Origin of the sequence: Bacillus sp. FSL H8-0545 (assembly GCF_038006105.1) — a bacterium.
Classification (GTDB): Bacteria; Bacillota; Bacilli; order Bacillales; family Bacillaceae_G; genus Bacillus_A; species Bacillus_A cereus_U.
Genome location: NZ_JBBOUO010000001.1, coordinates 2,191,224 through 2,213,871, shown reverse-complemented (window position 1 = coordinate 2,213,871; position 22,648 = coordinate 2,191,224). Strand labels below are relative to the sequence as shown.

Below are 22,648 nucleotides of genomic sequence, written 5' to 3'. Positions count from 1 at the left end.
GAATTAAAAAATCGTTTTATACATTTTTTTCAAGTATTGAGAACGAACAAAGTAAAAGTATATAATTTGCAAAACTAAGAAACAAATTAATACCATAACTGAACTACCCAAGACTGAAAAATTGGCTAACTTTTGTAAGGCCATAAAAGCAACCGTACTATGTGTAATCGCTATTGAAATTGGTAAAAAGAATAACAATGTAAGTTGACGTGACACAACTTTCTTTAATTCCGGTTTGCTTAAACCGACCTTTGCTATCATTTTATATTGCTGCTGATTTCGTTCTAAGTCTGTGTATAACCGGAAATATAAAAAGCTTGCGGCAAACGTAAAGAAAACAATGCCTATTAATACACTCATGATAGATGCAAGTCCAAACCCTTGCCTCATCTCTATCCATGTAAGAATTAAAGCCGAAAATGTATATTTTTCGCTGTCTACTATATGCTCATTTATACCTTTATTATCCTTCTGAAAAGCAGCTACAATATTTTCCGCAACTTTTTTTGTTTTCTCCCAATCTTGCACAATAAAACCATTAATAGTGTTTTCAAAATAGTAATTCTCTGGATCCGGTATCATTTGATTATATACAGCGTCTGGTACAATAATTATCGTTACTCTTGTATCTTGTAATTCTTTCGGAGTAAGTATTTTATTTACATGCATATCTTTTTTTATATCTCTATACAACAATTGAAAGTTATTTTGATTAGATTTTGTATTAGCAACTTTTCTTGAAGGTATGACAACACTATCATTTTCATCTTTTAAGCTTTCTTTTTCAAAACCAAATGCCTTAGCTAACTTATTATAATCACTTAATTTTATAACGGTTGATAATAAATTACTGTTATAGAGAGTATCTCGAATTTGTTTTATTGAATAAGTCACCTGTTTGAAATTAAACTCACCATCATGGAGTTCGCTTTCTATTTTTTTTAAATGTTCTTTTTCTAAATGGTTATTATTATAAGACTGATAAGAAAATGCAAAAGGACTTTCCGATTCAGCCATGGATGAGTTGCCTAATCCCATACAAGTCCCCACTGCAGTGAAGGCAACGGTAGAAATAATAGTGACCATAAAAAACATTTTTGCATTATCTTTTAATTGATACACTAAATCTGAGATGGTTAGTATGTTTGTTTTCTTAAAGAAAATATTTTCCCTTTTCTTTAATGCACGTAACACATACACACTGAGCTGGGTAAATAAGAAGTACGTTCCAAGTACAACAAAGCTCCCCCCTGCCCCCATCATGAATAATACATAATTCGAACCCTTGTACTGAATTGCGTTAATACTATGGAAAACAGCCGTATATCCTAATCCCATACAAATAAGTGCGAATAAAGATAGCCAAAAGGATGCTTTTGGTTCAGGCTTTGGCTTTTCCTCTGCTTTTATTAATTCTACTAATTGCTCTACATTTACTAGTCGAGTAGTGAAAAGTGAAATAAATAAAAATAGTAAGAAGAAAGCTCCAAATGTTATTCCAATTGCTTTAAAGGGCATGTAAAATGGGAGTCCTTTATCAATTATTAACAGATTGTTGCTCATAATTAAGATAAACTTAGAGAACGCCATTCCAATTGTAATTCCTGTTAAAATAGAAGCGATACCAATTATTATATTTTCAATAAATACTAATTTATTCAACTGTGAACGTGACATCCCATGTAGCATTAGAATTCCAAAATCTTTTTTTCTTGTTTTTAAAAATGCACTTACAGAATATAGGATAAAGAAGAATGAGAAGAAAAATATTAACCCCTGCGATATCTGTAATCCTGACTTTGCAACTGTATTGATTGTTACACTGGTAGCAAGATCGCCTTGTAAATTAGGATGAAATGCAAGTAATGCATAAGTAAAGAAAATCATAATAGCAAACGTACTACTTAAAAAATGAGCCAAATATGTTCGTTTACTTCGAATGACGTTATTAAACGCGAACTGTCGAAAAGTCATTTGCATTTCCTCCTAACAATGCTAAAACCTCTAGAATTTTTTGATAGAATACTTTGCGATTATCTCCACAATAAATCTCATTGTATAACTGTCCATCTTTGATAAACACAATTCGATCACAATAACTTGCAGCCATTGCATCATGTGTCACTAACATCATCGTTGTGCTATTTTCTTTATTAAGCCTTGTCAATAGTTCCATCACATCACGCGCTGATTTTGAATCCAGATTTCCTGTAGGTTCATCTGCAAGTAATAATTTTGGATTATGAATAGTAGCACGCGCGATTGCGGTTCTTTGTGCTTGTCCCCCAGAAATTTCATACGTACGTTTATCTAATATTTCAGTTATCCCAAGTTTTTCAGCAATAGCTTCCACTTTCCTTTCCATTTCTCTAGGATTTACACCATCAAGCGTAAGTGGAAGAACAATATTTTCTTTCACTGTCAATGTATTAAGGAGATTAAATGATTGAAAAACAAACCCTAATTCACGTCTCCGAAATAAAGACAACTGATCTGGAGATAACAGATATGGATTTTCTCCATGAATTAATACTTCTCCTGATGTTGGAGCATCTATAGTAGACACCATATTTAATAGCGTTGTTTTACCACTCCCAGATGGCCCCATAATTCCTACAAATTCACCTTTGTTTATTTTTAAATCAATATGGGATAATGCTGTATATGAAATTTTCCCAGGATAAACTTTCCCTAAATCTGAAACATGTAGTATCTCCACAAGTATTTCACCTTCCATTTCTCTTTTCGATACATGAAGTGTAACCTATATATAGTATGTCTCATATCGATTTCCCTAACATTTATCTAACAAGTTTGTAAGATTCAAAAGAAAAAACCGATGAATAATCATTCTTTCATCGGTTAACGAGATGCATACGGGAATATTATTCTAACTATTGTTCCCTTATCTACCTCAGATTCTAGCTCAATCTTATGATTTAATTTTCCACATACTTCTTTAACAAGATATAATCCCATGCCAGTAGACTCTTTAAATTTTCTACCGTTTTCTCCAGTATAAAATGGATGGAAAACACGTGGTAAATCCGCAGTAGGGATACCCACTCCATAATCTCTTACTTCCAAAATAATTGCTCGTCCTTTGGAATACGCCGATACTATTACTTTCTCTTTCTTACTTGATGAATATTTAATTGCATTTGACAGCACTTGATTGAGTATAAATCGAAACCACTTCTTATCTGTTTCTACAATAAGACTCGGATCTACTTTTACCTGTGGATACACATAACTACGTATAAACAGACGTTTATTTTCATGAATAACAGAATCAATCATTCCCAATAATTGCAATCTGTTTACATGAAAATCTTGTTCAAATGTTTCTAAACGAGCAACATATAAGACCATTTCTAATCCTTTTTTTATTCTTTCCGTTTCTTCATTAATACTGTCAAATCGAGAGTCATCTGCATCTTGTGTAATTAACTCAATAACAGAAAGAGGTGTTTTCATTTGATGAACCCACTGATTCATAAAGGTCATTTGTTCTTGTTGTTTTCGTTCCCATTTTTTTAATTGGTTTTGATAATATTGATATTGAGTTTGTAGTAATTTATCTAAGGCCATTGATAATGGCGTCAAATCACTATCTTTTATTGACTCATTTAACGTTTCCATTGGTGTTGATAGACGCTTGTAGAATGAACGATGACTATAATAACGATATATTAGATAACCCATTAATAAAAAAACACCCAAAAATACAGAATATAATGCTGTCAAAATATGTGGATAACCATCAAACCAATATATAAAAAGAATGATAAGCAATTGGGCAAATGTATAACAAATGAGTGGAATATGTTCTTGTAAAAATAATTTCATTATTCCTTTCCTTCCTTCTCCCAAGTAGCATGCAAACGATATCCAGCACCACGAACTGTCTCCAGTGCGTTTTCAATACCTAAATCTTGCAATTTCTTTCTAATTCTGCCTATATTTACACTCAATGTATTCTCGTCTATATATGAACTATCCCATAGTTGTTCTAAAATCACTTCACGTTTTACAAGGAGCGGAGACTTTGTTATCAATATTTCCAATAACGTTGTTTCTTTTCTAGTAAGTAAAATTGTCTTATCATCTAGTTGAAGTTCCATCCTTTCTGGGAACAGAAATAATCCTGATTGCTCAACTATTCGTTCTTTTACTTTAGGAGCATATTCACCGTATGCTCTTCTGATTTGACTTCGAATTTTAGACATTACAACCTCATAATAAAACGGTTTTGTAATGTAGTCATCACCACCATTTTCTAAAGCCATAACCTGATCCATCTCTCCACTCCTTGCAGATAGAAATATAATAGGACAAGTAGAGATAGCCCGTATTTTGCGGCACCAATAATAGCCGTCAAAATTAGGAAGATTTACATCTAATAGTACTAAATCTGGTTTAATCTTTTGAAATGTATCTAAAACATTTTCAAAATCCTCTATCATAACACTTTGGTATCCATATTTTTCAATATGCGTTCCCAGTAATTCAGCGATTTTTATATCATCTTCTACAATCATGATTGTATTCATATCTTTCTCTCCTCTAATGGCAGTGTGATTTTTAAAGTTCGTTTGGCTTTTTATATTTAATTTATTTAATAGAGTTGATATATTACATGCATCCTTAAATACAATTAATATAAAACAAAGCATGTACTTGTTGTTTTTTTAAAAAAATTTTAATAATTAGTGGGTTGATATAAGAAACCATAACACAATATTTTAATGACTTTTATCTTCGTGACTTTGGAATAATGTTTAATTTAACATAACTTGCTACTTCATTTCAATTTCACAAAAAATATATTGTAAGTGCTATATTAATCAGATATTAAAATTGACAACTATTTTATACAGATTTTACTACTAGCGTTAGTTTATTGGATATTAAGAATTTCAATTATTAAATCCAACTATTTGCTAGAATCATACCAGATATTAATTATTCTTATTCTAAACTATTAGTTTTTTGTAATAAAAAAACTACATCCTATATTGAATGTAGTTTTTCTAGCTGATTTATTTATTTTTCACTTCATTTTTATAAAAAGCAAATAATGGTTCAATGGCTGGACTAGATAAAAGAGGAATTGCCTTCTCAATCAATTCTCTATCCCAATCAAACCAACGCATTTCCATTAGCATATTAATTTCTGTATCAGTGAACCGTTTTTTTATTTCCTTAGCAGGATTACCGCCCACTATTGTATATGGCGGAACATCTTTACATACGACAGATCCTGCCGCAACGATTGCACCTTCACCGATTGTAACGCCAGGCATTATTATAGCATTCATACCAATCCAGGCATCACTTTTAATGACTGTATCACCCTTCGGTTCATAAGATTGTCCGATTTGCTCAACGAATGGATACACTGTAATCCATTCAGGGTGATGGTTATGATTCCCACCCATTAAAATGACAACTCCACTTGCAATACAAACATAATTTCCAATAATGAGTTTATCAAGGTGCCAACCCATCTGTTCAATTGGATTGAAAAGTGCTTGGGACTTAGCATCGCCCCATAAATACCTTACACAACCATCTTCAAAATTTTGATTTCCATAGTACCCTGAATAATAGGAGTACTCTCCTACTTCAATGAGTGGATTTGTTACTATATCTTTTAAATACTTTGTTTCAGACCAATGATTAAATAATGGATGCTTCATAACTATATTCCTCGCTTCTAAGTATTGTAGATTTTTGCAATTTACTTAGAAGCTTAATACGACAGCGACATTTTTAAACTTTTTCAAACGACGAATCATTATCTTCAAGCCTTTCAGTTATAATGAAAAATCATAACGTAATAAATTATACAAGTCAAATAGAGAAAAGTATAATAAAGCTGTTTTTATAAATACGGATTTGTTATACTTTATTTCTTTTGAAACTATTTATATTTTATATAAAATACGGTATATGAAATTTCCACTTCATATACGTAATGTAAGTTCATTATATTTTCCATACTCAAAACTTATAAAAAATTCAATACAAAAAAGCAGCCTATAAATTTTTATGGGCTGCTCTTAAATTCATCGGTTATTACTTAGCTAATTCTTTCGTTCCCTTCATTACATCAACAAAGAATCCCCAGTTATTCACAACAGAAGAAATACTAATATGCTCATCTGGTGTGTGAACATTAAAGATATCTGGACCGAATGAAATTGCATCTAACTCAGGCATTTTTTGAACAAATACACTGCACTCAATTCCTGCATGTACTGCGAAGATTTCAGCATCTTTGCTGTATTTTTCTTGGTGCACTTTTTCGAATAAATTACGGATAGGCGAATTAGGATTATATGGCCATTCTGGATACTCAGACTCTTTTTCAAATGTTGCCCCTACTAATTCCGCAATATACTTAATTTCATCTACAATATGTTGTTTTAAACTACTTACAGAACTTCTCACTTCGCTTCGTAATTTAATCTCATCTTGCAGTGTTTGAATAACTCCTAAATTAGTTGAGCTTTCTACAAGACCTTTAATATCCATGCTCATACTTTGTATACCATTTGGAATTAAGAATAATGAAGAAATAAGCTGTTTTTGTGTTTCTTTAGAAAAGACTTTTTCCGCCTTTTCTTCTACTTTTGTAAGTGAAACATGAACATCCGGATCAACAGCACGCAGCTCTTCTTGTAAAATATGTGTCCATGATTTTAGTTTTTCTTCTACTTGCTGTACATCTTCTGCACGTAATAAAATTGTAGCTACACTTTCACGCGGAATTGCATTTGTTTTTAAGCCGCCATGAACTTCACTCATATTAAATTGAATGTGAATTGATAAATCACGTAAAACTCGTCCTAATACTTTATTCGCATTACCGCGTTGTTTATCAATTTCCAAACCAGAATGTCCACCTTTAAGTCCACCAACATATAGTCGGTATGTGTCCATATCTACTGGCGCTTCATCCCAAATCACTGAAATCGTTTCAACTGCTTTCGCACCACCTGCGCTACTTACTAGTAATTTATGATCTTCTTCAGAATCAATATTAATAAATATTTTTCCGTCAAAATGATTTGAATCGACAGCGAATGCACCGCCCATTGTCGTTTCTTCTTCAGTTGTAATAACAACTTCTAAAGCTGGATGCGGAATGTCTGTTGAATCTAATAATGCTAATGCATATGCAACGGCAATACCATTATCAGCACCTAATGTAGTTTCGCTTGCATATAACATATCACCAATAATTCTTAATTCAATTGGATCTTTCTCAAAATCATGAACTGTCGCTTGGTTTTTTTCGCACACCATATCAGAGTGCCCCTGAATGATAATAGCTGGAACATTCTCATAACCAGTAGTAGCTTCTTTTTTTATAATGACATTTAACGCTTCGTCTTGAATAACTTCTAAATTACGTTCCTTTGCGAAACTCACTAAGTAATCACTAATTTCTTTTTCATTACCTGATCCTCTAGGAATCTTTGAAATTTCTGCAAAATGATAAAATACAGGGTGCTTTGTTAATTGTTCTAAAGTAGAATACATTTTGAAGCTCCTCTCTCAAATACAAATCAATATGTAATAAACTTAAATCCTCTTCTATTATACCATGATTCACCATTTTACCTTTATTTTACGTATTGAATACTTCCCTATCGATAATGAAACTAAAAATTGAAGGAGAACACATTTATGCATTCTCCTTCAATTTCTTATGTTGTATATATTTAGATGTTTTTCCATCAATCAGTTTTTCTAAATGATTTATTTTTTCCGTTAATGCACCTTGCACAAGAGAGAAATCTGTATTTGATTCTTCCTTTTTCTCTTTAAAAAACGAAGTTTTTTGAGCGTTTATTTCTGCCATCTCTTCTCCCCCTTTTACAAAAGATACAACCTTCTATATTATATAGCAAATGCAAACAGAGTGTACACTTATCACTTTCTTTTTAATTCTTCTTCTAACTCTTCTACTTGCTGCAAAGTATCTCCTTTTATTAAAGAAAAATCTGTTGCATCTTCATTTTCTTCTTTAAAAAAATCATTATCATATTCTTTTATCACTACAATCACCTCTACGTGCTAGTGTAGGAATGATTGTCCTATTTTATACAACTGTGTCCGAATTTTTTTAAACATTATGTATAGATGAAAAGGACAGAAAAAGATTCTGTCCTACTTACAAAAATAACTATGATGTATTGTTAAATTATATACATTTTCAAAATCTCGATCTTGAAGGTTATTCTTCTTCCCATCAATAACAATAAAAACATCATTCACTATTTTTGCTGGTATAATTCCGACATTTTCTACTTGAACCGCTTGCTGGCCATTCAATTGCTCTATATGTTCTAGAGGTACTGTAATACTAAATTGAGAGCGAATACCACGGAAATTCGTATTTAATTCGTTCGCTGCTTCAAATACAACAATTTTCGCACCTACTTTTTCACCATACGAATCAAGAAATGCGTTTAAACTTTTTGTATATTCTTCTTCCGTGTGCCATTCCATTGTCCCAAATGCTGCTGGATTTACATTTTGAATAATTGTCGTATATATTTCTCCTCTTGCTTTTGAAGCAATTAATGACCGTTTAATTGATTGGACCGTCTTTCCGATATCACTGAATTTCGCACCCCATATTTCTGAAATGTTAGGTGTCAAAATGAATGCAATATCAACGAAAATTACCATCGCAGTAAACATTAAAAGATTTTTCCAGAGGGTTAAATCTATTCCTTTTATCGTGAAATAAACTGTGACTGATGTTATGAACAAACCGTACCACGTTTTTCGAATTCGCTGTTTCTTCTCCTCACACAATTCTTCATTTTTCCAATAAAAGAAAATAAGAACAATAAAGACGATTGCTAAAATAAATAAGCCGATTCGAATGTTAGAGATCGTCAATCACATCACCCTCCATTCCAAAACTACTCACGATACCATTACATGCGCAAAGAGCCATCTTTATGACAAAAGACGTGGACAACCTTCTAAAGTTAGCTACATCGCATATACATTAGAAGCAGGCCACGTCTTTTATCATGAATCTACATTGTATATGTAGACAAGCATGCGTTTCAAATTTTCACATTAAAAAGAAATATGTTTCGGAATTTCCCCTTCAGGTACTTCCCCGTCCATACTTAAGTAATAATGACGAATCGGATGTAAATTTTCGTCCAATTCATAAACAAGCGGAATGCTAGTCGGTATATTTAATGTTACTACACCATCATTTGAGAGATTGTCTAAGTATTTCACAAGTGAACGAATCGTATTGCCGTGTGATGAAATAATTACTTTTTCACCATTTTTTAATGCCGGTGCGATTTTTGCATGCCAATAATCAACTACTCTTTTCTCCGTATCCTCTAAACATTCAGTTAATGGGAACTCGCCTTTTTTTAACGTTTTGTATCTCGGATCATTCGCTTCATATCGGGGATCATCTTCAGTAAGTGCAGGCGGTCTCACATCTATACTTCTTCTCCAAATATGAACTTGTTCATCTCCATATTTTTTTGCAGTTTCGTCTTTATTCAATCCTTGTAGTGCACCATAATGGCGTTCATTCAACTTCCATGAGTTATGTATAGGGACCCAAGTGAGATCCATTTCATGAAGTATAATCCATAATGTACGAATTGCTCGTTTTAATACTGATGTATAGGCAATATCAAACGTATATCCATTCTTTTTTAATATTGTTCCTGCTTCTCTCGCTTCACTTAATCCATTCTTTGATAAAACTACATCTGTCCATCCTGTAAATCGATTTTCAAGATTCCACAAACTTTGTCCGTGACGAATGAGTACAAGTTTTATCATTATAATTCCCCTCTCGGAAATATGAATTTTAAAATTTCAATACGTACACATATAAAGTTTTTGGTATTGTGAATTTTTTATCCATAGTTGCCAAATATACAGATGAAAATTTATGATTTTTCAAACTACAAAATAAGATACTATTTCTATCTTTTATTCTACTGGTATTTCACGCTTAGACGTCCATGCATCAAATCCTGAACGGCTATTTGCCATTTCATTCATAACTTGATGCCAATTTTCTTCACATGATTCGCCAAACTGTTCAAAAATAGCTCCCATTTGCTCTCTTTGAACATCGCTCAGTTTTTTCTCTAAGTCTGTTCCTTCTTCTGTTAAAGACAGCTGTTTCACACGACGATCATGTGCAGCTTCATTACTCTCAATAAGTCCTTTATCTAACAGTTGGCGCAACGGTCCGTGAAGAGCTTGTTTACTTATTTCTAAAAGTGATAGCAGCTCATTTACACTAAGCCCTGGAAAACGAGCGATAAAAAACAAAATTCTATGATGTACACGCTGTATACTATATTCTTTTATTATTTCATCTGGTTTTTCTGTGAAAGTTTTATATGCAAAGTAAAATAATGCTAATGCCTCATTCATTTGCTCTTCTTTATGTTGTGTCATCTACTTTCCCCCTGTATGTAAATTATACCACAACTCAATTATGAATAATTAAGTTGGTATATTGAGCCTAATTTCTTCATTCTAAAACCCACAAATTTCAACTATTATATTTTTTGAAGGCTGTTTAATTCTTAAACCATACCTTCAAATAAAGTATCCAAATTACTTTTTAAAGAATTCTTAAAGAAATAGGTTAAATTCAAATGATAAATATTGTAAAATTTATTTATTAATATTTTTTTAAAAAACTCAATTGTGATTGGAGTGTTATTGTATGCAAACAAAAAAAGTTTATCTTTATGTATTTAATACGATGTCAGACTGGGAATATGGACATTTAATTGCAGAACTAAACTCAGGAAGATATTTCAAAAAAGAGTTAGCCCCTTTAAAGGTAGTTACAGTAGGAGCTAATAATGAAATTATTACTACGATGGGAGGACTGAGCATAAAGCCAGATATTTCCCTTGATGAATGTACTCTTGAGAGTAACGATCTTTTAGTTTTACCTGGAGGGACTACTTGGGGAGAAAGCATTCATCACCCTATCTTAAAAAAAATTGGTGAAGCGTTAAAACTCGGCACTATTGTTGCTGCCATTTGTGGTGCAACTGAGGGGTTAGCGAACTTTGGATACCTAGATTCTAGAAAACATACAAGCAATGATTTAGAATATATTAAAATGGTTTGTCCTAATTATAAAGGAGAACAACTTTATAAGATGGAACCTGCAGTATGTGATGAAAATTTGATTACTGCATCAGGAGTAGCTCCTCTGGAATTTGCAATGGAAGTATTGAAAAAAATTGATGTATTTGCATCAGATACGTTACATTCATGGTATAACCTAAATAAGACTTATAAACCTGAATACTTCTTCCAGTTAATGAATTCAATTACTAGATAAGCTGAAAAATTAAATTAGCAGTTTTATATTATATAAAAACCTAAAGTTGTTATAAATACAACGGGTAGCTAAATCTATTTTAATCTTATTGAATAACGATGGTCTTTCTTCTTTAGTTATAATAATGAAACGTTCTTTAAAAACCAGTGACGTTTGTAAAACAAAAAATAAAAGGGATGATACATATTAGTCTTGAATCATCCCTTTTGTTATGACGTTAATGTCACCATATTATTTTAATTATTCATCTCCAGCAAGAGTTAACTGCCAAGATACGCCATACTTATCATTTAACCAGCCAAACTTTTTACTAAACGGATATGAACCTAAAGGCATAAGAACTTTTCCATCTTGTGCTAGTTTATTAAAAACTGTTTCGATTTCCTCTTCCGTATCACAAGTTACATAAAGAGACATAGATGGAGTGAATGTAAAATCATGCTTTACATAACTATCGATACACATGAATTCTTGGCCATTTAACGTGAATGTTGCATGTATTACAGTTCCCTCTTTACCAGGTCCCTTTTCATCGTAACGAGAGATGTTTACAATTTCTGATTGATCAAATAGCGACGTGTAAAAATTCATCGCTTCTTCAGCTTTTCCCTCAAACATTAAAAACGTAGTGATTTTTTGATTTGTGTTACTCATTTAGAGACATCCCCTTGTTATGTATTTATGCAAAACATACATCGGACAATAAAACCGAACGTATATTCTTATAAGTGTATTGTCTATAAAAACGATGAGTTTGTCAATTATCTATGTTTTATTTCTTCTTAAATAATGCTGTCCAAAGAAATGATTCTCCAAACATATTATTTGGTTGTTCAATTTGCTTCATTTTTCTAATTTCAATTACTTCAAATTCTTTAAATATCTCTCTTAACTTTTCTTCTGAATATGCAAGACCACCTTGCAAACTCCATCCTCTATACACATCCCAGTCCGTTATTTCCGATCCATTTCGCTCATTCAAATCACCTGCTGCAAAACATGTTAATCCGAAATAACCACCCGATTTTAATGAGTTTTTAACTAGATCAACATAATTCATTCTTCTATGTGGTGGAATGTGATGCAAGCAACCGGAATCATATACAAAATCATATTCATCTTGAAAATCCAAATTAAAAATCGATTCACAAACAAATTGTATTTCTATTCCGTTTTCTAACGCCCTCTCTTTGGCCCAATTAATTCCTTCTATAGACAAATCTACGGCTGTTACATCAAACCCTTGTTTCGCTAAATAAATTGCATTTCTTCCTGGACCACATCCAAGCTCTAACACTTTCCCTTTTGAAATCCATTCTTTTTGTATATATGAAACTAAATTCTCATCTGGAACATTTGCAAAAAAAGGAACATCCTTTTCTCTATTCGTGTAAAATTCATTCCAAAATGGTACTGCAGATCTTAATAATGAATCAAGCATTTTTAATATATCTTCTTGTGTACGTAGCGTTTCATTTTTCATTTATACCCCTCCATAATCAATAGTCAGAAAATTATTATATCTCTTTTTGAACTTTCAAACAAAGAAAAAACTCCTATATTCAATAGGAGTCAAAAATATTATCTCTTTAAAATCCAAGTACGGTTAACCATTTTAACAACTTCTCTTCTCGCACTTTCAAATCATCGTTTCTATACTTACCCATCTGTATTTCGCTAACAATTTCTCCGTCCACCATAAAAAGAACTCTTTCTGTTTTAGCTGCTACCTTTACGTCATGAGTAACTAGCATAATTGTAGTTCCCATACGGTTTATATTTGCTAAAATATCCATTACCTCTTCTGTCGCTTTTAAATTCAAAGCACCCGTTGGTTCGTCAGCAAAAATAATATTAGGTTTATTTATGAGTGCTCTACAAATAGATACCCTTTGTAATTCTCCTCCTGATGCTTCAGTTATATTATTAGTTGCAATTTGACTAATTCCCGTTTTCTTCATCAATTCAAGTGCACGTTTATTTATTATTTTCCTGCTCTCAACTTTTGCTAAATACGCAGGCAAAACTATATTATCAAAAAGATTCAAATTTCTAAGAAGATTGCTCTGTTGAAAAATAAATCCCATTTCGCTGAGTCGTAATTTTGCTAACACCTCTTCTTTCATACATGTTATTTCTTTACTATCAACTTTCACACTTCCTGATGACATTTGATCCATTCCGCTAATATTATATAGTAACGTCGATTTCCCTGAACCAGAAGGTCCCATGACCGATATAAACTCTCCCCCATAAATCTCTAAATTTATATTTTTTAACATATGGTAAGTTTTATTTCCATCCATTGCGTATTTTTTATTTAATTGTTTTACTTCTAAAATTTTTTTCAAATTACACACCTCCTACTCCCCATTTAGCTTTAAATCATTTGTTTGTTTTACTGTAAAGCTACTGAAAAGTGTTGCTACGGTCACAGATATAAATAAAATAGCTGGACATATTACATAAGAAATGATCGGATTAACAACAAACTTTATGTGAGCTGCTCCCATAAATGAACCTAACCAGCTTATTAGTGTTTCTCCAAACGTAGCAGCTATAAATGTCCCTGTTAAAATACCTACTAATACTATAGCAATAGAACGAGTAACATATTGTATACGAATATCTTTGTAGGAAAAGCCGATACTTTTCATAATTAATATTTGCGAAGAATCTTTTACTAATAACATTTTAAAAAACATCGCAGTTATTAAAACCGATATCAATATAGCAATCAAAATTGCCACTTGTGTCACGCGTCTTAATTGTTTAATTGTCTCTCCTAAAGTTTGAGATAAATAATTATCCGTATCTGTTATTTTTGCAGAATTAAAATTTTGTTTATACTCCTTCACTTTTTCTTGCAGATTCATTTTGGGTTTCATATCTACATTTACTACGTACCATAATATATTTTCTTTATTATAAGAAAAGCTCGCTTTAGCTGTTTTGCCACCATTTGTTACATCTTGATATATACCAGTAATAATTAGCACTTTCTCTTTTCCTTCTACAAATAAAACGATCTCATCCCTTACATTCTTTTTTAATTCATTTGCGTTCATATAAGAGAGAGCGATCTCATTTTCATTTTTTGGTGCCATACCTTTAACATATTCTATTGGAAATTGAGTGAAATCTCCTACTTCTACATTTAAGTTTTCATGTGTACCATCAGCTTTCACCATTTTAAATGTACTCGTTACAAATGCTGCATATTTTTCTACTTCTTCATCATTTCGTATATATGAAATTACGTCCTTAAATCGTTTCTCTATATTTTCAGATTGCTGTAAATCTATTCGAATATCACTTTTTCCTGTTCCCATGTAATTTACAAACTTCGGTGACTGAATCGTATACAAAAAGTTAACAGGTACAACAATCATGAACACGGCTATGATTAAAACGATACTTAATACGCGATATAACTTAAAGCGTTTTACTACATCTTGTATACCAATAAATATATTTACATTTGTAATTTTAGTTTGAGAGAGAGAAAAAAATCTTCTAATCTTTCTTTTTCCTAGTTTATCTCTTGATCGTAAAGCGTCTATTGCTGTAATTCTCCTGAAATTCCGCAAAATGATGCGGCAAAAAAGGATAACGGCTAGAAATAACAATGTTGTGACTATCAATGGCACAACATAATATAAAATACTTTTATTAGCTGTCCCCATATAAAGTGCGATGTTAGAGATAAATATTTTTGTAACAAATAACGAAAGGATATATCCACATATACATCCGATAGCGGAAATAACAACATATTTTGTTACATATAGTTTTTGAATATCTTTACTTTGAATGCCGATAGCTTTCATAACACCAATTTCCCGATACTCTTCTTCCATTGAAGTCATAATCGTAAATCTAATACATAAAATCGCGATTAGCATTAATAATGCACTTATTATGATAAGTACTACAGCTATTATTCCATCTGTTAATGAATTGAGTGTTTTAAAGAGTGAATACGTAATAGAGGGACCTTTTTGAGGTAAGTTTGATGACTGGTATAAAGTTTCAAATTCATTTATTTTATCTAAATCTGTTAGCTGGAATTCAATAAGATATTCACTTTCTCCAAAATTCCCCTTTATTCTTTCGAAGTCTTCATCGCTTATTACAAATCGTTTTGAACTAACAAGTGATGGGTTCATTTGAACATCACGAACAAATGCCGAAATAGTAAATTCTAGCTCATTATTATTTTTCACAACCCATATTTTATTTCCAATACGCAAATTATATTTTTGCATATAATAAATTGGTACACCTATTTCCCCTTTCCTAACATCGATCACTTCATTATTTAAATCTAATAAAAAGTCAAAAATAGTATTTTGCTTAACGAAGCTAATGTCCATTACACTATTATGTTCCGCTTGATTTTTCTTCTTTATAAAAATGTTAGATCCGCCTATTTGAACCATCTCTGCTGTTTGTTGTTTTTTTACAAAAGGAGTTTGCGCTACAAATGAATCAATTGACTTTTGGTTTATTTCTCCGGCATGCATTTGTACGAAGTGCGGTGCGTTTGATACTTTAAACAATTGATCCATTGAGTTCAATAGATTTATAACGTTACTTGAAGCACTTGCCATTAAAAGACTGGATAACATGATAAACATAAATAGAATGGTAATTATCATTTTATTTTGAGAGAAATCTCTTTTTAACATTCTCCTAATCATATGGAGCTAGTTCCCTTCATTCCATAATATTTTCTTCGTCACTATAGCTATTATTATCATTATGAAACTAATAACTAATATAGGTAAATAAATTTTCATACTGAATCCTTCAAACATAAAACCATAAATGACTTGCCCAATTGGTGCCATACATTGAGATACCGCTGTTATAATTGCCATTACTTTCCCTAGGTTTTCATTTGGTGTTTTCTTTTGGACTACAGTAATCACATAGATGGATACAATTGTCATGATCATTGCAATTAGAATAGAAGAAAGTATAAAGAGGATAAATGGTGGATAGTATCCTAAATTAAGAATAACCGGCATAACTGAAAGTGCCATTGGTATTACTAATAAAGCTATTAAAAGCATCCAGTAATACAATGTTTTCATCTGTAGCTTTTTCGCAAAAAAACCTATTAATAATGCACCTAAAATAGTAGCAAAATCGATCAATCCCATTCCAATTCCGTATAATGTGTCGCTACTTTCCATTGTTACTCGTATAATAATTGGAGCACCAACAACAAATAGCGGTGTCAGTATTAAATTTAGTAATGCAGCTAAAAGCATAGATTTCAAAATAAATGGTTGTTTTAAAACATATATAAATCCTTCTTTCATATCCTTTACAATTGTCGGTATTATATGGCTTTCTCGTGCTCTTTTTATAAAAGGTATTTTAATAAATATTTCTAAAATCGCAGATAAAAAGAAAGTAAGACAACTTATTATTACGAGCATTTTCAAACCAATTATGCCGTACAATATTCCTCCTAATACAGGAGCAACTATATTTGACAATGCTTGCACACCATTTACGATACCGTTCGCTTGCTCTAACTTATTCTCTGGAACTAATTGCGGAATACTCGCCATTACAACAGGTGAATACATTGCACTAACGACTGCTAGTAAAAACATAATTGTTCCAATCAATATAATAGATACAGGTCCAGTAAATAACAAAACTATAAAGCTTAATACAATCGCAGCGTTGATAAAGTCAAAAATAACCATTAAATTACGGCGATTGAAACGATCTGCTATCGCTCCGCCAAGAGGGGCTAGCAAAAACGGAATACTCGTTACCGCATATAACCCTGCGAATATATCAGCACGCCCTGTTATATCTAGCACATATAATGACAGGGCAAAACGTAAAAGTGTTGAACCTAAAATAGTAATAATTTGTCCACTCACCATTAAGTGAAAATCTTTCATCGAAGACCTTATACTAGCTGACATCCTTATCACACCTTTCATTCGATTCAGACCGACTGTCGGTCGATAATATCCAAACAGAAAATTACTATTTCTGTTTGATTAAAACCTCCACCATGTAATCAAAGGCTCCCTCTTTCGCTCCAACAGATGCTTCCATCATTTTGATATAAGCTTTAGCTCTCCTCATCATTTCTTCCGGCTTCCACTGGAATAAACCCTCATCAAATATGACCTGTGCTGAAGAGAGTAATAATTCAATCGTTTCTTGTGGGTATGGAGTAGAAAATATGCCTTCAGCGATTCCTTGTTCTAAAATCTCTGCTAAAACAGGAGATAAATGAATAATTGATTGTACTATACTTTTTTGATGCATTTCCGCATTATTTGGCTGATGAAATTGTTCAATCATTTTATCTTTTACATCTCCTGATTTTGGTGATTGTTCCATTAAAACTCGAAATAACTTATCTAAAACTGGGATATTAGGATTAGAGACAATTGCCTTCGCTTTAGCAACATCTGCTTTAATAATCCTCATAATAATTTCATCCATTACTTCTTCTTTCGACTTAAAATAATGATAAAACGTCCCCTTTGCTATACCAATCTCTTTTAAAATGTCATTTACTGTAGTTTTCGTATACCCTTTTGTAACAAACAAACGTTCAGCAGTTTCTAAAATTTCATTTCTACGCTCCCCATATTCTTTTACGATCCTCATTCATGTACTCCTTCCTACGGACCGACTGTCGGTTTATTTAAAGTATATGTTTAGTATGTAAAAAGTTTCCTGTTATCGTATATATACAACAACCTACTTTATATTTCCTTTATGAATTTTAAATTATTTAATACGGTAAATGAAATTTTAAAGGTTGTTTCTATGCAATCACCCTTGTACTTATATCGACTTCGTTGTATAAAAACAAAAAAGAGCCGCAACACTTTGCGACTCTTTTTGAATAATAACTATTTAACGGCCACGTCTTTGCTGGCCACTTTTCTTATTACTTGGCTTATTAAATGATCGATTGTTATCATTTCTCGAACTATTTCTTGAATCGTTTCTTGGTCCACCTTTTGAACCACTTCTTGAACCTTCACGGCTATCTCTTTGACGATATTGACCTGATTTCTTTGGAGCCGGCTTTTGTACCGGTTTTCCATTTTCATCTACATGTTTTATCTTCGGTTGTTCAATTATTTCTCTTTGCAGTGGTGCACCAAGCGTTTTTTCAATTTCTTCTAAATATCTTTCATCTTTCGCTGCAACAAACGTAATTGCAAGACCTGATCCACCTGCACGTCCTGTTCGGCCAATACGGTGAATATAGCTTTCTACATCTTCAGGAATATCATAGTTAAATACGTGAGTGACACCATCTACATCCAGTCCACGAGCTGCTACATCAGTCGCAATTAAGTACTGAATTTTAGCTTCGCGGAAACTCTTCATGACTCTTTCACGTTTCGCCTGAGGTATATCACCATGAAGTTCAGCACAATTATAACCAAATCCCTTTAAATCATCATAAAGCTTACTTGCTCTAACCTTTGTACGACAGAAAATAACTGCTAAAAATGGCTGATCACGATCCATAACAAAACGAAGTGCATCTGGCTTTGCACGATCTGTCGTCTCAATGACACGCTGCTCAATTGTATCTACCGTTACTTCTTCACTTTGTACTTGAATCATTTGCGGCTCTTCCATATAACGCTTCGCCAATTTTTTAATATCTTTTGGCATCGTTGCTGAGAATAACATCGTTTGTTTACTGTCAGGTGTCTCATCTAAAATATCTTCAATATCATATAAGAAACCGAAATAAAGCATTTGATCCGCTTCATCTAGTACAAGCATAGAAAGATTACTTAAATCAATTGTTTCACGTCGTATATGATCAAGTAAACGCCCTGGTGTTGCTACAACAATATGTGTATTACCTTTTAGTTTTCTCAATTGCTGTGCAACATCTTGCCCGCCATAAATCGCAAGCACATTAATATCTTCTCTATGAACAAGCATCTTTTTAATTTCAGCTGTAATTTGTAGTGCCAGTTCCCTTGTTGGCGCAACAATTAAAGCCTGAACATCACTAGACTCTGGATTGATTTTTTCTAAAATAGGTAAAACGAACGCTAACGTTTTACCCGTTCCTGTTTTCGCCTGTCCAATAATATCTTTTCCTGACATAATAACAGGAATTGCTTTCTCTTGAATTGGTGTTGCTTCTGTGATTCCATTTTCACGTAATGTATGATTAAAAGTTTCACTAATTCCTAATTCTAAAAAATTTTTCATATTGACCACTTCTTTTCCTTATTTTTCACATTAGCTTTCATTGTACCATTTGTTTCGCCAAATATGAAAAATAAAAAAATTCTTACCTTCTCTTTTTATATTCACTATATACAAGTTGGACGAATTCGGTTTGTTTTCTTCCAGATTTTAATAATACTTCCATATTTTCGGAAGAAAAAATGTACTTCTTAATTTTTCTATTACTCCAAATTAAACTTGTATACTTCGTATCTTCGTGTAACCTTCGAAACCACTCAAACTCACTTAACTTCGCAATATGATGTTTTAATTTCACATCATTTCGAGGATAAAATAAAATTATATCTGCTATTACATCAAATAATGAGCCCAAATTCTTCCCTCCTATAACTTCTTTTAAAGTATATAAGCTCTTATACATATATATATCAATTTTACGGAAATATAGTTATAGGGTGATAAAATTGAACACTAAATTAATAAAGATTTTCTGTATAATTTTCTTACTGTACTTCCAGCCCACCTCAATAATTATGGTCAAAGCTCAAACTGATGTAATAAGTAAATTTAAACATGCTTTACTCAAAAATGACGAGAAATTAATGCAGTCATATATAACAGCAGGGATTAAAATACCTACTTTCCTAAAAGAAAAACATCTTCATGACATTATAGAAGTACCGTCTCCTAAAGAGGATACTACAATTCTTATCGCTTATTTCAAAGACACTAGTGATGTATGTACTATTGGTTTCATTTTAGAAATAGTAACAAAAAACAATATAATATCTCACATTAATCAAATTTATGATGGAACTAATCCGTTTATGAAAGAAGCTACTATTGTAAAAGAATATGAAATGAAGTTTAAACAACACATACTTACACCTACAAAATTCCCATTCGAAATTCAGCAATTTCACGGTTACATCTATAACGATAATTTGGAACTACGTTACTATAATGAAAATATTAGTGGGATTTTAAAAATCACTGTTTCACCAGTTCACAATAAATTAGACCAATATGTACACAAGAGAACGAAGTTCTATAATTTAAAAAATAATATGAAAGCATTATATAACCCTCATTTTGATTTAGCATATGAGGGTTATATTTCAAAAAGAAGATTTTCAATATAAAATCGCAATTGGTAACAAACTACATATAAAAGGAAAATACAATGCTAAGGATTTGATTCAAATCGCCGAATCTATGAATTAAAAAGGACACATTTTATTTTTTCGAACAGGTACTTTCCTATTTCTTATGGAAATATACAATAAGAAAAAATAATAAAATTGATTATTCTTTCGCTTCTTTGTCCATCCTTTTAAAAAATCTATGTTTTTGTAAAAGGAGTGTTTATATGGAGAAACAGACACTTTGGAAAAAATTCAAAAAAAGCTCAGTAAACCTCGGAAAATCCAGCGTATATGAAAGTATTATTTTATTCTACACAATGAAAAAGAAAGAGTTACCTACTAAAGCGAAACTCATTATATTAGCCGCTTTATCCTACTACGTATTAACAATCGATTTCATTCCAGATATAGCTGCTATTATCGGGATTGGCTTATTAGATGATGTTTTAGCAATCGCTGTAGCGCATAAATATGTTATGCGACATGCGGATGCTGAAATTAGAGAAAAGAGTAAAATAAAAATGGAGTCATTATTTACTTCAGCGCAAGCATAATAAAGTGAAACTTTAATCAGTGGGGGTTTTGTTCATCCCCCACTGATTATTAGCCTTCACCAATCGGGCGTTTACAGGCAGTTGATCTCCCACCTAACTTCTTTGCTCCAGCTGAATTTTGAGGTGGGAGTTTTACTGCCCGTTAATGCGGGATAAAAAAGGAGCTAAGATGATTCCCCTTAGCTCTTCTTTCATAAAACTAATTTACCTCTTAAAATACCGATTGATACAATTAATAATCAATGAGGTATTTTCACTTTATTATAAATATTATTTTACTTCATTAGCTACAAAAAAGTGCTCACATACACTTGAAATACGTTGCAAATCTACGTTTCCACCAGATATAACCGCTACTACTTTTTTCCCTTTAATATATTGATCAACTTTCCCTGCAAGCAGAGCAGCAGTAGCTAGTGCACCCGCACCTTCTACTACAGCCTTTCCACGTTGTAATAAGTCTTTCATTGCTACCTCTAATTCACCTTCTGATACTGTTACAATATCATCTACTAATTCTTTTACAACTTCAAACGTTAAATTCCCTGGTATTTTAACTGCGCAACCATCTGCTATAGTAGGTGCCTCGTAATGTTCTACGATTGTCCCTTTATCATAAGATACCTTCATCCCATGAACATTTTCTGCTTGTACACCAATTATATTGATTGATGGATTAAAAGATTTTAATGCAACAGCAATACCAGAAATAATTCCGCCTCCGCCAATTGGCACAATAACCGTATCAACATCCCACATATCATCAAGAATATCTAAGCCAATTGTGCCTTGACCAGCCATTACCTCTACATCGTCATATGGATGTAAGTATGTTTCACCTGTTTCTCTTATAATCTCCTCACATTTTGCCTTCGCATCATCAAAAGTTTCACCGTATAAAACAACTTCTGATCCATATCCTCTGGTAGCCTCGACTTTCGCTAGAGGTGCAGAAATTGGCATTACGATTTTACTCTTAATACCAAGTAAATGAGCAGATAAAGCAACACCTTGTGCATGATTACCTGCCGAACATGCAATAACGCCTTTCTCTTTTTCTTGCTCTGTAAGCTGCGACATTTTATTAAATGCACCACGGAATTTAAAAGAACCCGTTAATTGCATATTTTCTAACTTCAAATGAATTTCTCCACCAGTTTTACTAGTCAAATAAAAAGATTTTACTAATGGTGTTTTACGAACGTTTCTATCAAGAATTTTTTGAGCCTTTTTAATGTCTGCTATATGTAATGGTAGTTTACTAGTTATCATACTAACACCTCTTCCAATGATTTATGATCTACTCTATTGTCATTCCTCAGTTTTCGTAAATAATAACTCCTTTATAC

The 22,648-nt window shown here is 32.3% G+C and carries 22 protein-coding genes and 1 pseudogene; 3 read left to right on the top strand and 20 right to left on the bottom strand.

The window, feature by feature from the left end:
* Nucleotides 1–3: 3 nt before the first annotated feature.
* The 11 genes from MHI07_RS11600 to MHI07_RS11550 form a co-directional block, all read right to left on the bottom strand.
* Nucleotides 4–1,974, bottom strand: a complete 1,971-nt coding sequence (locus tag MHI07_RS11600; RefSeq protein WP_340823851.1) for an ABC transporter permease — start codon at nt 1,972–1,974, stop codon at nt 4–6.
* Nucleotides 1,949–2,719, bottom strand: coding sequence for an ABC transporter ATP-binding protein (locus MHI07_RS11595; protein WP_076538731.1), 771 nt, complete (start codon nt 2,717–2,719; stop codon nt 1,949–1,951). The genes MHI07_RS11600 and MHI07_RS11595 overlap by 26 nt, the downstream gene beginning before the upstream one ends.
* Nucleotides 2,720–2,862: 143 nt before the next feature.
* Complete coding sequence (locus tag MHI07_RS11590; RefSeq protein WP_215581730.1) at nt 2,863–3,849, bottom strand: sensor histidine kinase; 987 nt, start codon at nt 3,847–3,849, stop codon at nt 2,863–2,865.
* Nucleotides 3,849–4,553, bottom strand: a complete 705-nt coding sequence (locus MHI07_RS11585) for a response regulator transcription factor (RefSeq protein WP_340823844.1) — start codon at nt 4,551–4,553, stop codon at nt 3,849–3,851. Before MHI07_RS11585 ends, MHI07_RS11590 begins: the two co-directional genes overlap by 1 nt.
* A 489-nt stretch (nt 4,554–5,042) precedes the next feature.
* Nucleotides 5,043–5,702: a CatB-related O-acetyltransferase gene (locus MHI07_RS11580; RefSeq protein WP_088078550.1), complete on the bottom strand. Its 660-nt coding sequence runs from the start codon at nt 5,700–5,702 to the stop codon at nt 5,043–5,045.
* A gap of 379 nt (nt 5,703–6,081) precedes the next feature.
* A complete protein-coding gene (locus MHI07_RS11575) occupies nt 6,082–7,551 on the bottom strand; it encodes an aminoacyl-histidine dipeptidase (protein WP_340823841.1) in 1,470 nt (489 codons plus the stop codon).
* A gap of 145 nt (nt 7,552–7,696) precedes the next feature.
* Nucleotides 7,697–7,873: a stage II sporulation protein SB gene (gene spoIISB, locus MHI07_RS11570; protein WP_215581724.1), complete on the bottom strand. Its 177-nt coding sequence runs from the start codon at nt 7,871–7,873 to the stop codon at nt 7,697–7,699.
* Nucleotides 7,874–7,944: 71 nt separating this feature from the next.
* A complete protein-coding gene (locus MHI07_RS11565; protein ID WP_002109948.1) occupies nt 7,945–8,070 on the bottom strand; it encodes a hypothetical protein in 126 nt (41 codons plus the stop codon).
* Between the two features lie 111 nt (nt 8,071–8,181).
* Nucleotides 8,182–8,922: a type II toxin-antitoxin system SpoIISA family toxin gene (locus MHI07_RS11560; RefSeq protein WP_340823837.1), complete on the bottom strand. Its 741-nt coding sequence runs from the start codon at nt 8,920–8,922 to the stop codon at nt 8,182–8,184.
* Nucleotides 8,923–9,108: 186 nt separating this feature from the next.
* Nucleotides 9,109–9,846 (bottom strand): 2,3-diphosphoglycerate-dependent phosphoglycerate mutase, encoded by a 738-nt coding sequence (gene gpmA / locus MHI07_RS11555; protein ID WP_340823835.1) that lies wholly within the window; start codon nt 9,844–9,846, stop codon nt 9,109–9,111.
* A gap of 153 nt (nt 9,847–9,999) precedes the next feature.
* The gene (locus MHI07_RS11550; protein WP_215581722.1) at nt 10,000–10,476 is read right to left on the bottom strand and encodes a MarR family winged helix-turn-helix transcriptional regulator; all 477 of its coding nucleotides are present in this window, start codon (nt 10,474–10,476) and stop codon (nt 10,000–10,002) included.
* Between the two features lie 274 nt (nt 10,477–10,750).
* On the opposite strand from MHI07_RS11550, the gene MHI07_RS11545 reads away from it, so the two are divergent.
* Nucleotides 10,751–11,383 (top strand): type 1 glutamine amidotransferase family protein, encoded by a 633-nt coding sequence (locus tag MHI07_RS11545; protein WP_340823830.1) that lies wholly within the window; start codon nt 10,751–10,753, stop codon nt 11,381–11,383.
* Between the two features lie 240 nt (nt 11,384–11,623).
* Here MHI07_RS11545 and MHI07_RS11540 read toward each other — a convergent pair whose 3' ends face one another.
* The 8 genes from MHI07_RS11540 to MHI07_RS11505 all read right to left on the bottom strand — a co-directional run bounded on the left by MHI07_RS11540 (nt 11,624) and on the right by MHI07_RS11505 (nt 19,973).
* Nucleotides 11,624–12,037 carry a VOC family protein gene (locus tag MHI07_RS11540; protein WP_016104868.1) on the bottom strand — a complete coding sequence of 138 codons (414 nt, stop codon included), beginning with the start codon at nt 12,035–12,037 and terminating at the stop codon, nt 11,624–11,626.
* Between the two features lie 118 nt (nt 12,038–12,155).
* The gene (locus MHI07_RS11535) at nt 12,156–12,866 is read right to left on the bottom strand and encodes a class I SAM-dependent methyltransferase (protein WP_340823827.1); all 711 of its coding nucleotides are present in this window, start codon (nt 12,864–12,866) and stop codon (nt 12,156–12,158) included.
* A gap of 106 nt (nt 12,867–12,972) precedes the next feature.
* Nucleotides 12,973–13,734: an ABC transporter ATP-binding protein gene (locus MHI07_RS11530; RefSeq protein WP_002161793.1), complete on the bottom strand. Its 762-nt coding sequence runs from the start codon at nt 13,732–13,734 to the stop codon at nt 12,973–12,975.
* Nucleotides 13,735–13,746: 12 nt separating this feature from the next.
* Nucleotides 13,747–16,086 (bottom strand): ABC transporter permease, encoded by a 2,340-nt coding sequence (locus MHI07_RS11525; protein ID WP_340823821.1) that lies wholly within the window; start codon nt 16,084–16,086, stop codon nt 13,747–13,749.
* A 6-nt stretch (nt 16,087–16,092) separates the two neighbouring features.
* Entirely contained in the window at nt 16,093–17,355 is a 1,263-nt protein-coding gene (locus MHI07_RS11520) for an MFS transporter (protein ID WP_340823819.1), read from the bottom strand.
* A gap of 46 nt (nt 17,356–17,401) precedes the next feature.
* On the bottom strand, nt 17,402–18,037 hold the full coding sequence (locus tag MHI07_RS11515) for a TetR/AcrR family transcriptional regulator (protein ID WP_002069302.1): 636 nt from the start codon (nt 18,035–18,037) through the stop codon (nt 17,402–17,404).
* A gap of 252 nt (nt 18,038–18,289) precedes the next feature.
* The gene (locus tag MHI07_RS11510) at nt 18,290–19,630 is read right to left on the bottom strand and encodes a DEAD/DEAH box helicase (RefSeq protein ID WP_340823816.1); all 1,341 of its coding nucleotides are present in this window, start codon (nt 19,628–19,630) and stop codon (nt 18,290–18,292) included.
* A 73-nt stretch (nt 19,631–19,703) separates the two neighbouring features.
* Nucleotides 19,704–19,973 (bottom strand): hypothetical protein, encoded by a 270-nt coding sequence (locus tag MHI07_RS11505; protein WP_340823815.1) that lies wholly within the window; start codon nt 19,971–19,973, stop codon nt 19,704–19,706.
* Between the two features lie 160 nt (nt 19,974–20,133).
* Between MHI07_RS11505 and MHI07_RS11500 the strand changes: the two are divergent.
* Together MHI07_RS11500 and MHI07_RS11495 are read left to right on the top strand one after the other, a co-directional pair.
* Nucleotides 20,134–20,824 (top strand): annotated as a pseudogene (locus MHI07_RS11500) (hypothetical protein).
* 145 nt (nt 20,825–20,969) lie between these two features.
* Nucleotides 20,970–21,299: a YkvA family protein gene (locus MHI07_RS11495; protein WP_002109937.1), complete on the top strand. Its 330-nt coding sequence runs from the start codon at nt 20,970–20,972 to the stop codon at nt 21,297–21,299.
* A 270-nt stretch (nt 21,300–21,569) separates the two neighbouring features.
* On the opposite strand, the gene tdcB is transcribed toward MHI07_RS11495, so the two are convergent.
* Nucleotides 21,570–22,571 (bottom strand): bifunctional threonine ammonia-lyase/L-serine ammonia-lyase TdcB, encoded by a 1,002-nt coding sequence (gene tdcB / locus MHI07_RS11490; protein WP_340823812.1) that lies wholly within the window; start codon nt 22,569–22,571, stop codon nt 21,570–21,572.
* Nucleotides 22,572–22,648 lie beyond the last annotated feature (77 nt).

Bases quoted from the DNA above. Each gene is read 5' to 3' on its own strand.
- MHI07_RS11600 (WP_340823851.1), bottom strand. From the start codon at position 1,974: ATGACTTTTCGACAGTTCGCGTTTAATAACGTCATTCGAAGTAAACGA.
- MHI07_RS11590 (WP_215581730.1), bottom strand. From the start codon at position 3,849: ATGAAATTATTTTTACAAGAACATATTCCACTCATTTGTTATACATTT.
- MHI07_RS11585 (WP_340823844.1), bottom strand. From the start codon at position 4,553: ATGAATACAATCATGATTGTAGAAGATGATATAAAAATCGCTGAATTA.
- MHI07_RS11580 (WP_088078550.1), bottom strand. From the start codon at position 5,702: ATGAAGCATCCATTATTTAATCATTGGTCTGAAACAAAGTATTTAAAA.
- MHI07_RS11575 (WP_340823841.1), bottom strand. From the start codon at position 7,551: ATGTATTCTACTTTAGAACAATTAACAAAGCACCCTGTATTTTATCAT.
- spoIISB (WP_215581724.1), bottom strand. From the start codon at position 7,873: ATGGCAGAAATAAACGCTCAAAAAACTTCGTTTTTTAAAGAGAAAAAG.
- gpmA (WP_340823835.1), bottom strand. From the start codon at position 9,846: ATGATAAAACTTGTACTCATTCGTCACGGACAAAGTTTGTGGAATCTT.
- MHI07_RS11550 (WP_215581722.1), bottom strand. From the start codon at position 10,476: ATGACACAACATAAAGAAGAGCAAATGAATGAGGCATTAGCATTATTT.
- MHI07_RS11545 (WP_340823830.1), top strand. From the start codon at position 10,751: ATGCAAACAAAAAAAGTTTATCTTTATGTATTTAATACGATGTCAGAC.
- MHI07_RS11540 (WP_016104868.1), bottom strand. From the start codon at position 12,037: ATGAGTAACACAAATCAAAAAATCACTACGTTTTTAATGTTTGAGGGA.
- MHI07_RS11535 (WP_340823827.1), bottom strand. From the start codon at position 12,866: ATGAAAAATGAAACGCTACGTACACAAGAAGATATATTAAAAATGCTT.
- MHI07_RS11525 (WP_340823821.1), bottom strand. From the start codon at position 16,086: ATGATTAGGAGAATGTTAAAAAGAGATTTCTCTCAAAATAAAATGATA.
- MHI07_RS11520 (WP_340823819.1), bottom strand. From the start codon at position 17,355: ATGAAAGGTGTGATAAGGATGTCAGCTAGTATAAGGTCTTCGATGAAA.
- MHI07_RS11515 (WP_002069302.1), bottom strand. From the start codon at position 18,037: ATGAGGATCGTAAAAGAATATGGGGAGCGTAGAAATGAAATTTTAGAA.
- MHI07_RS11495 (WP_002109937.1), top strand. From the start codon at position 20,970: ATGGAGAAACAGACACTTTGGAAAAAATTCAAAAAAAGCTCAGTAAAC.
- tdcB (WP_340823812.1), bottom strand. From the start codon at position 22,571: ATGATAACTAGTAAACTACCATTACATATAGCAGACATTAAAAAGGCT.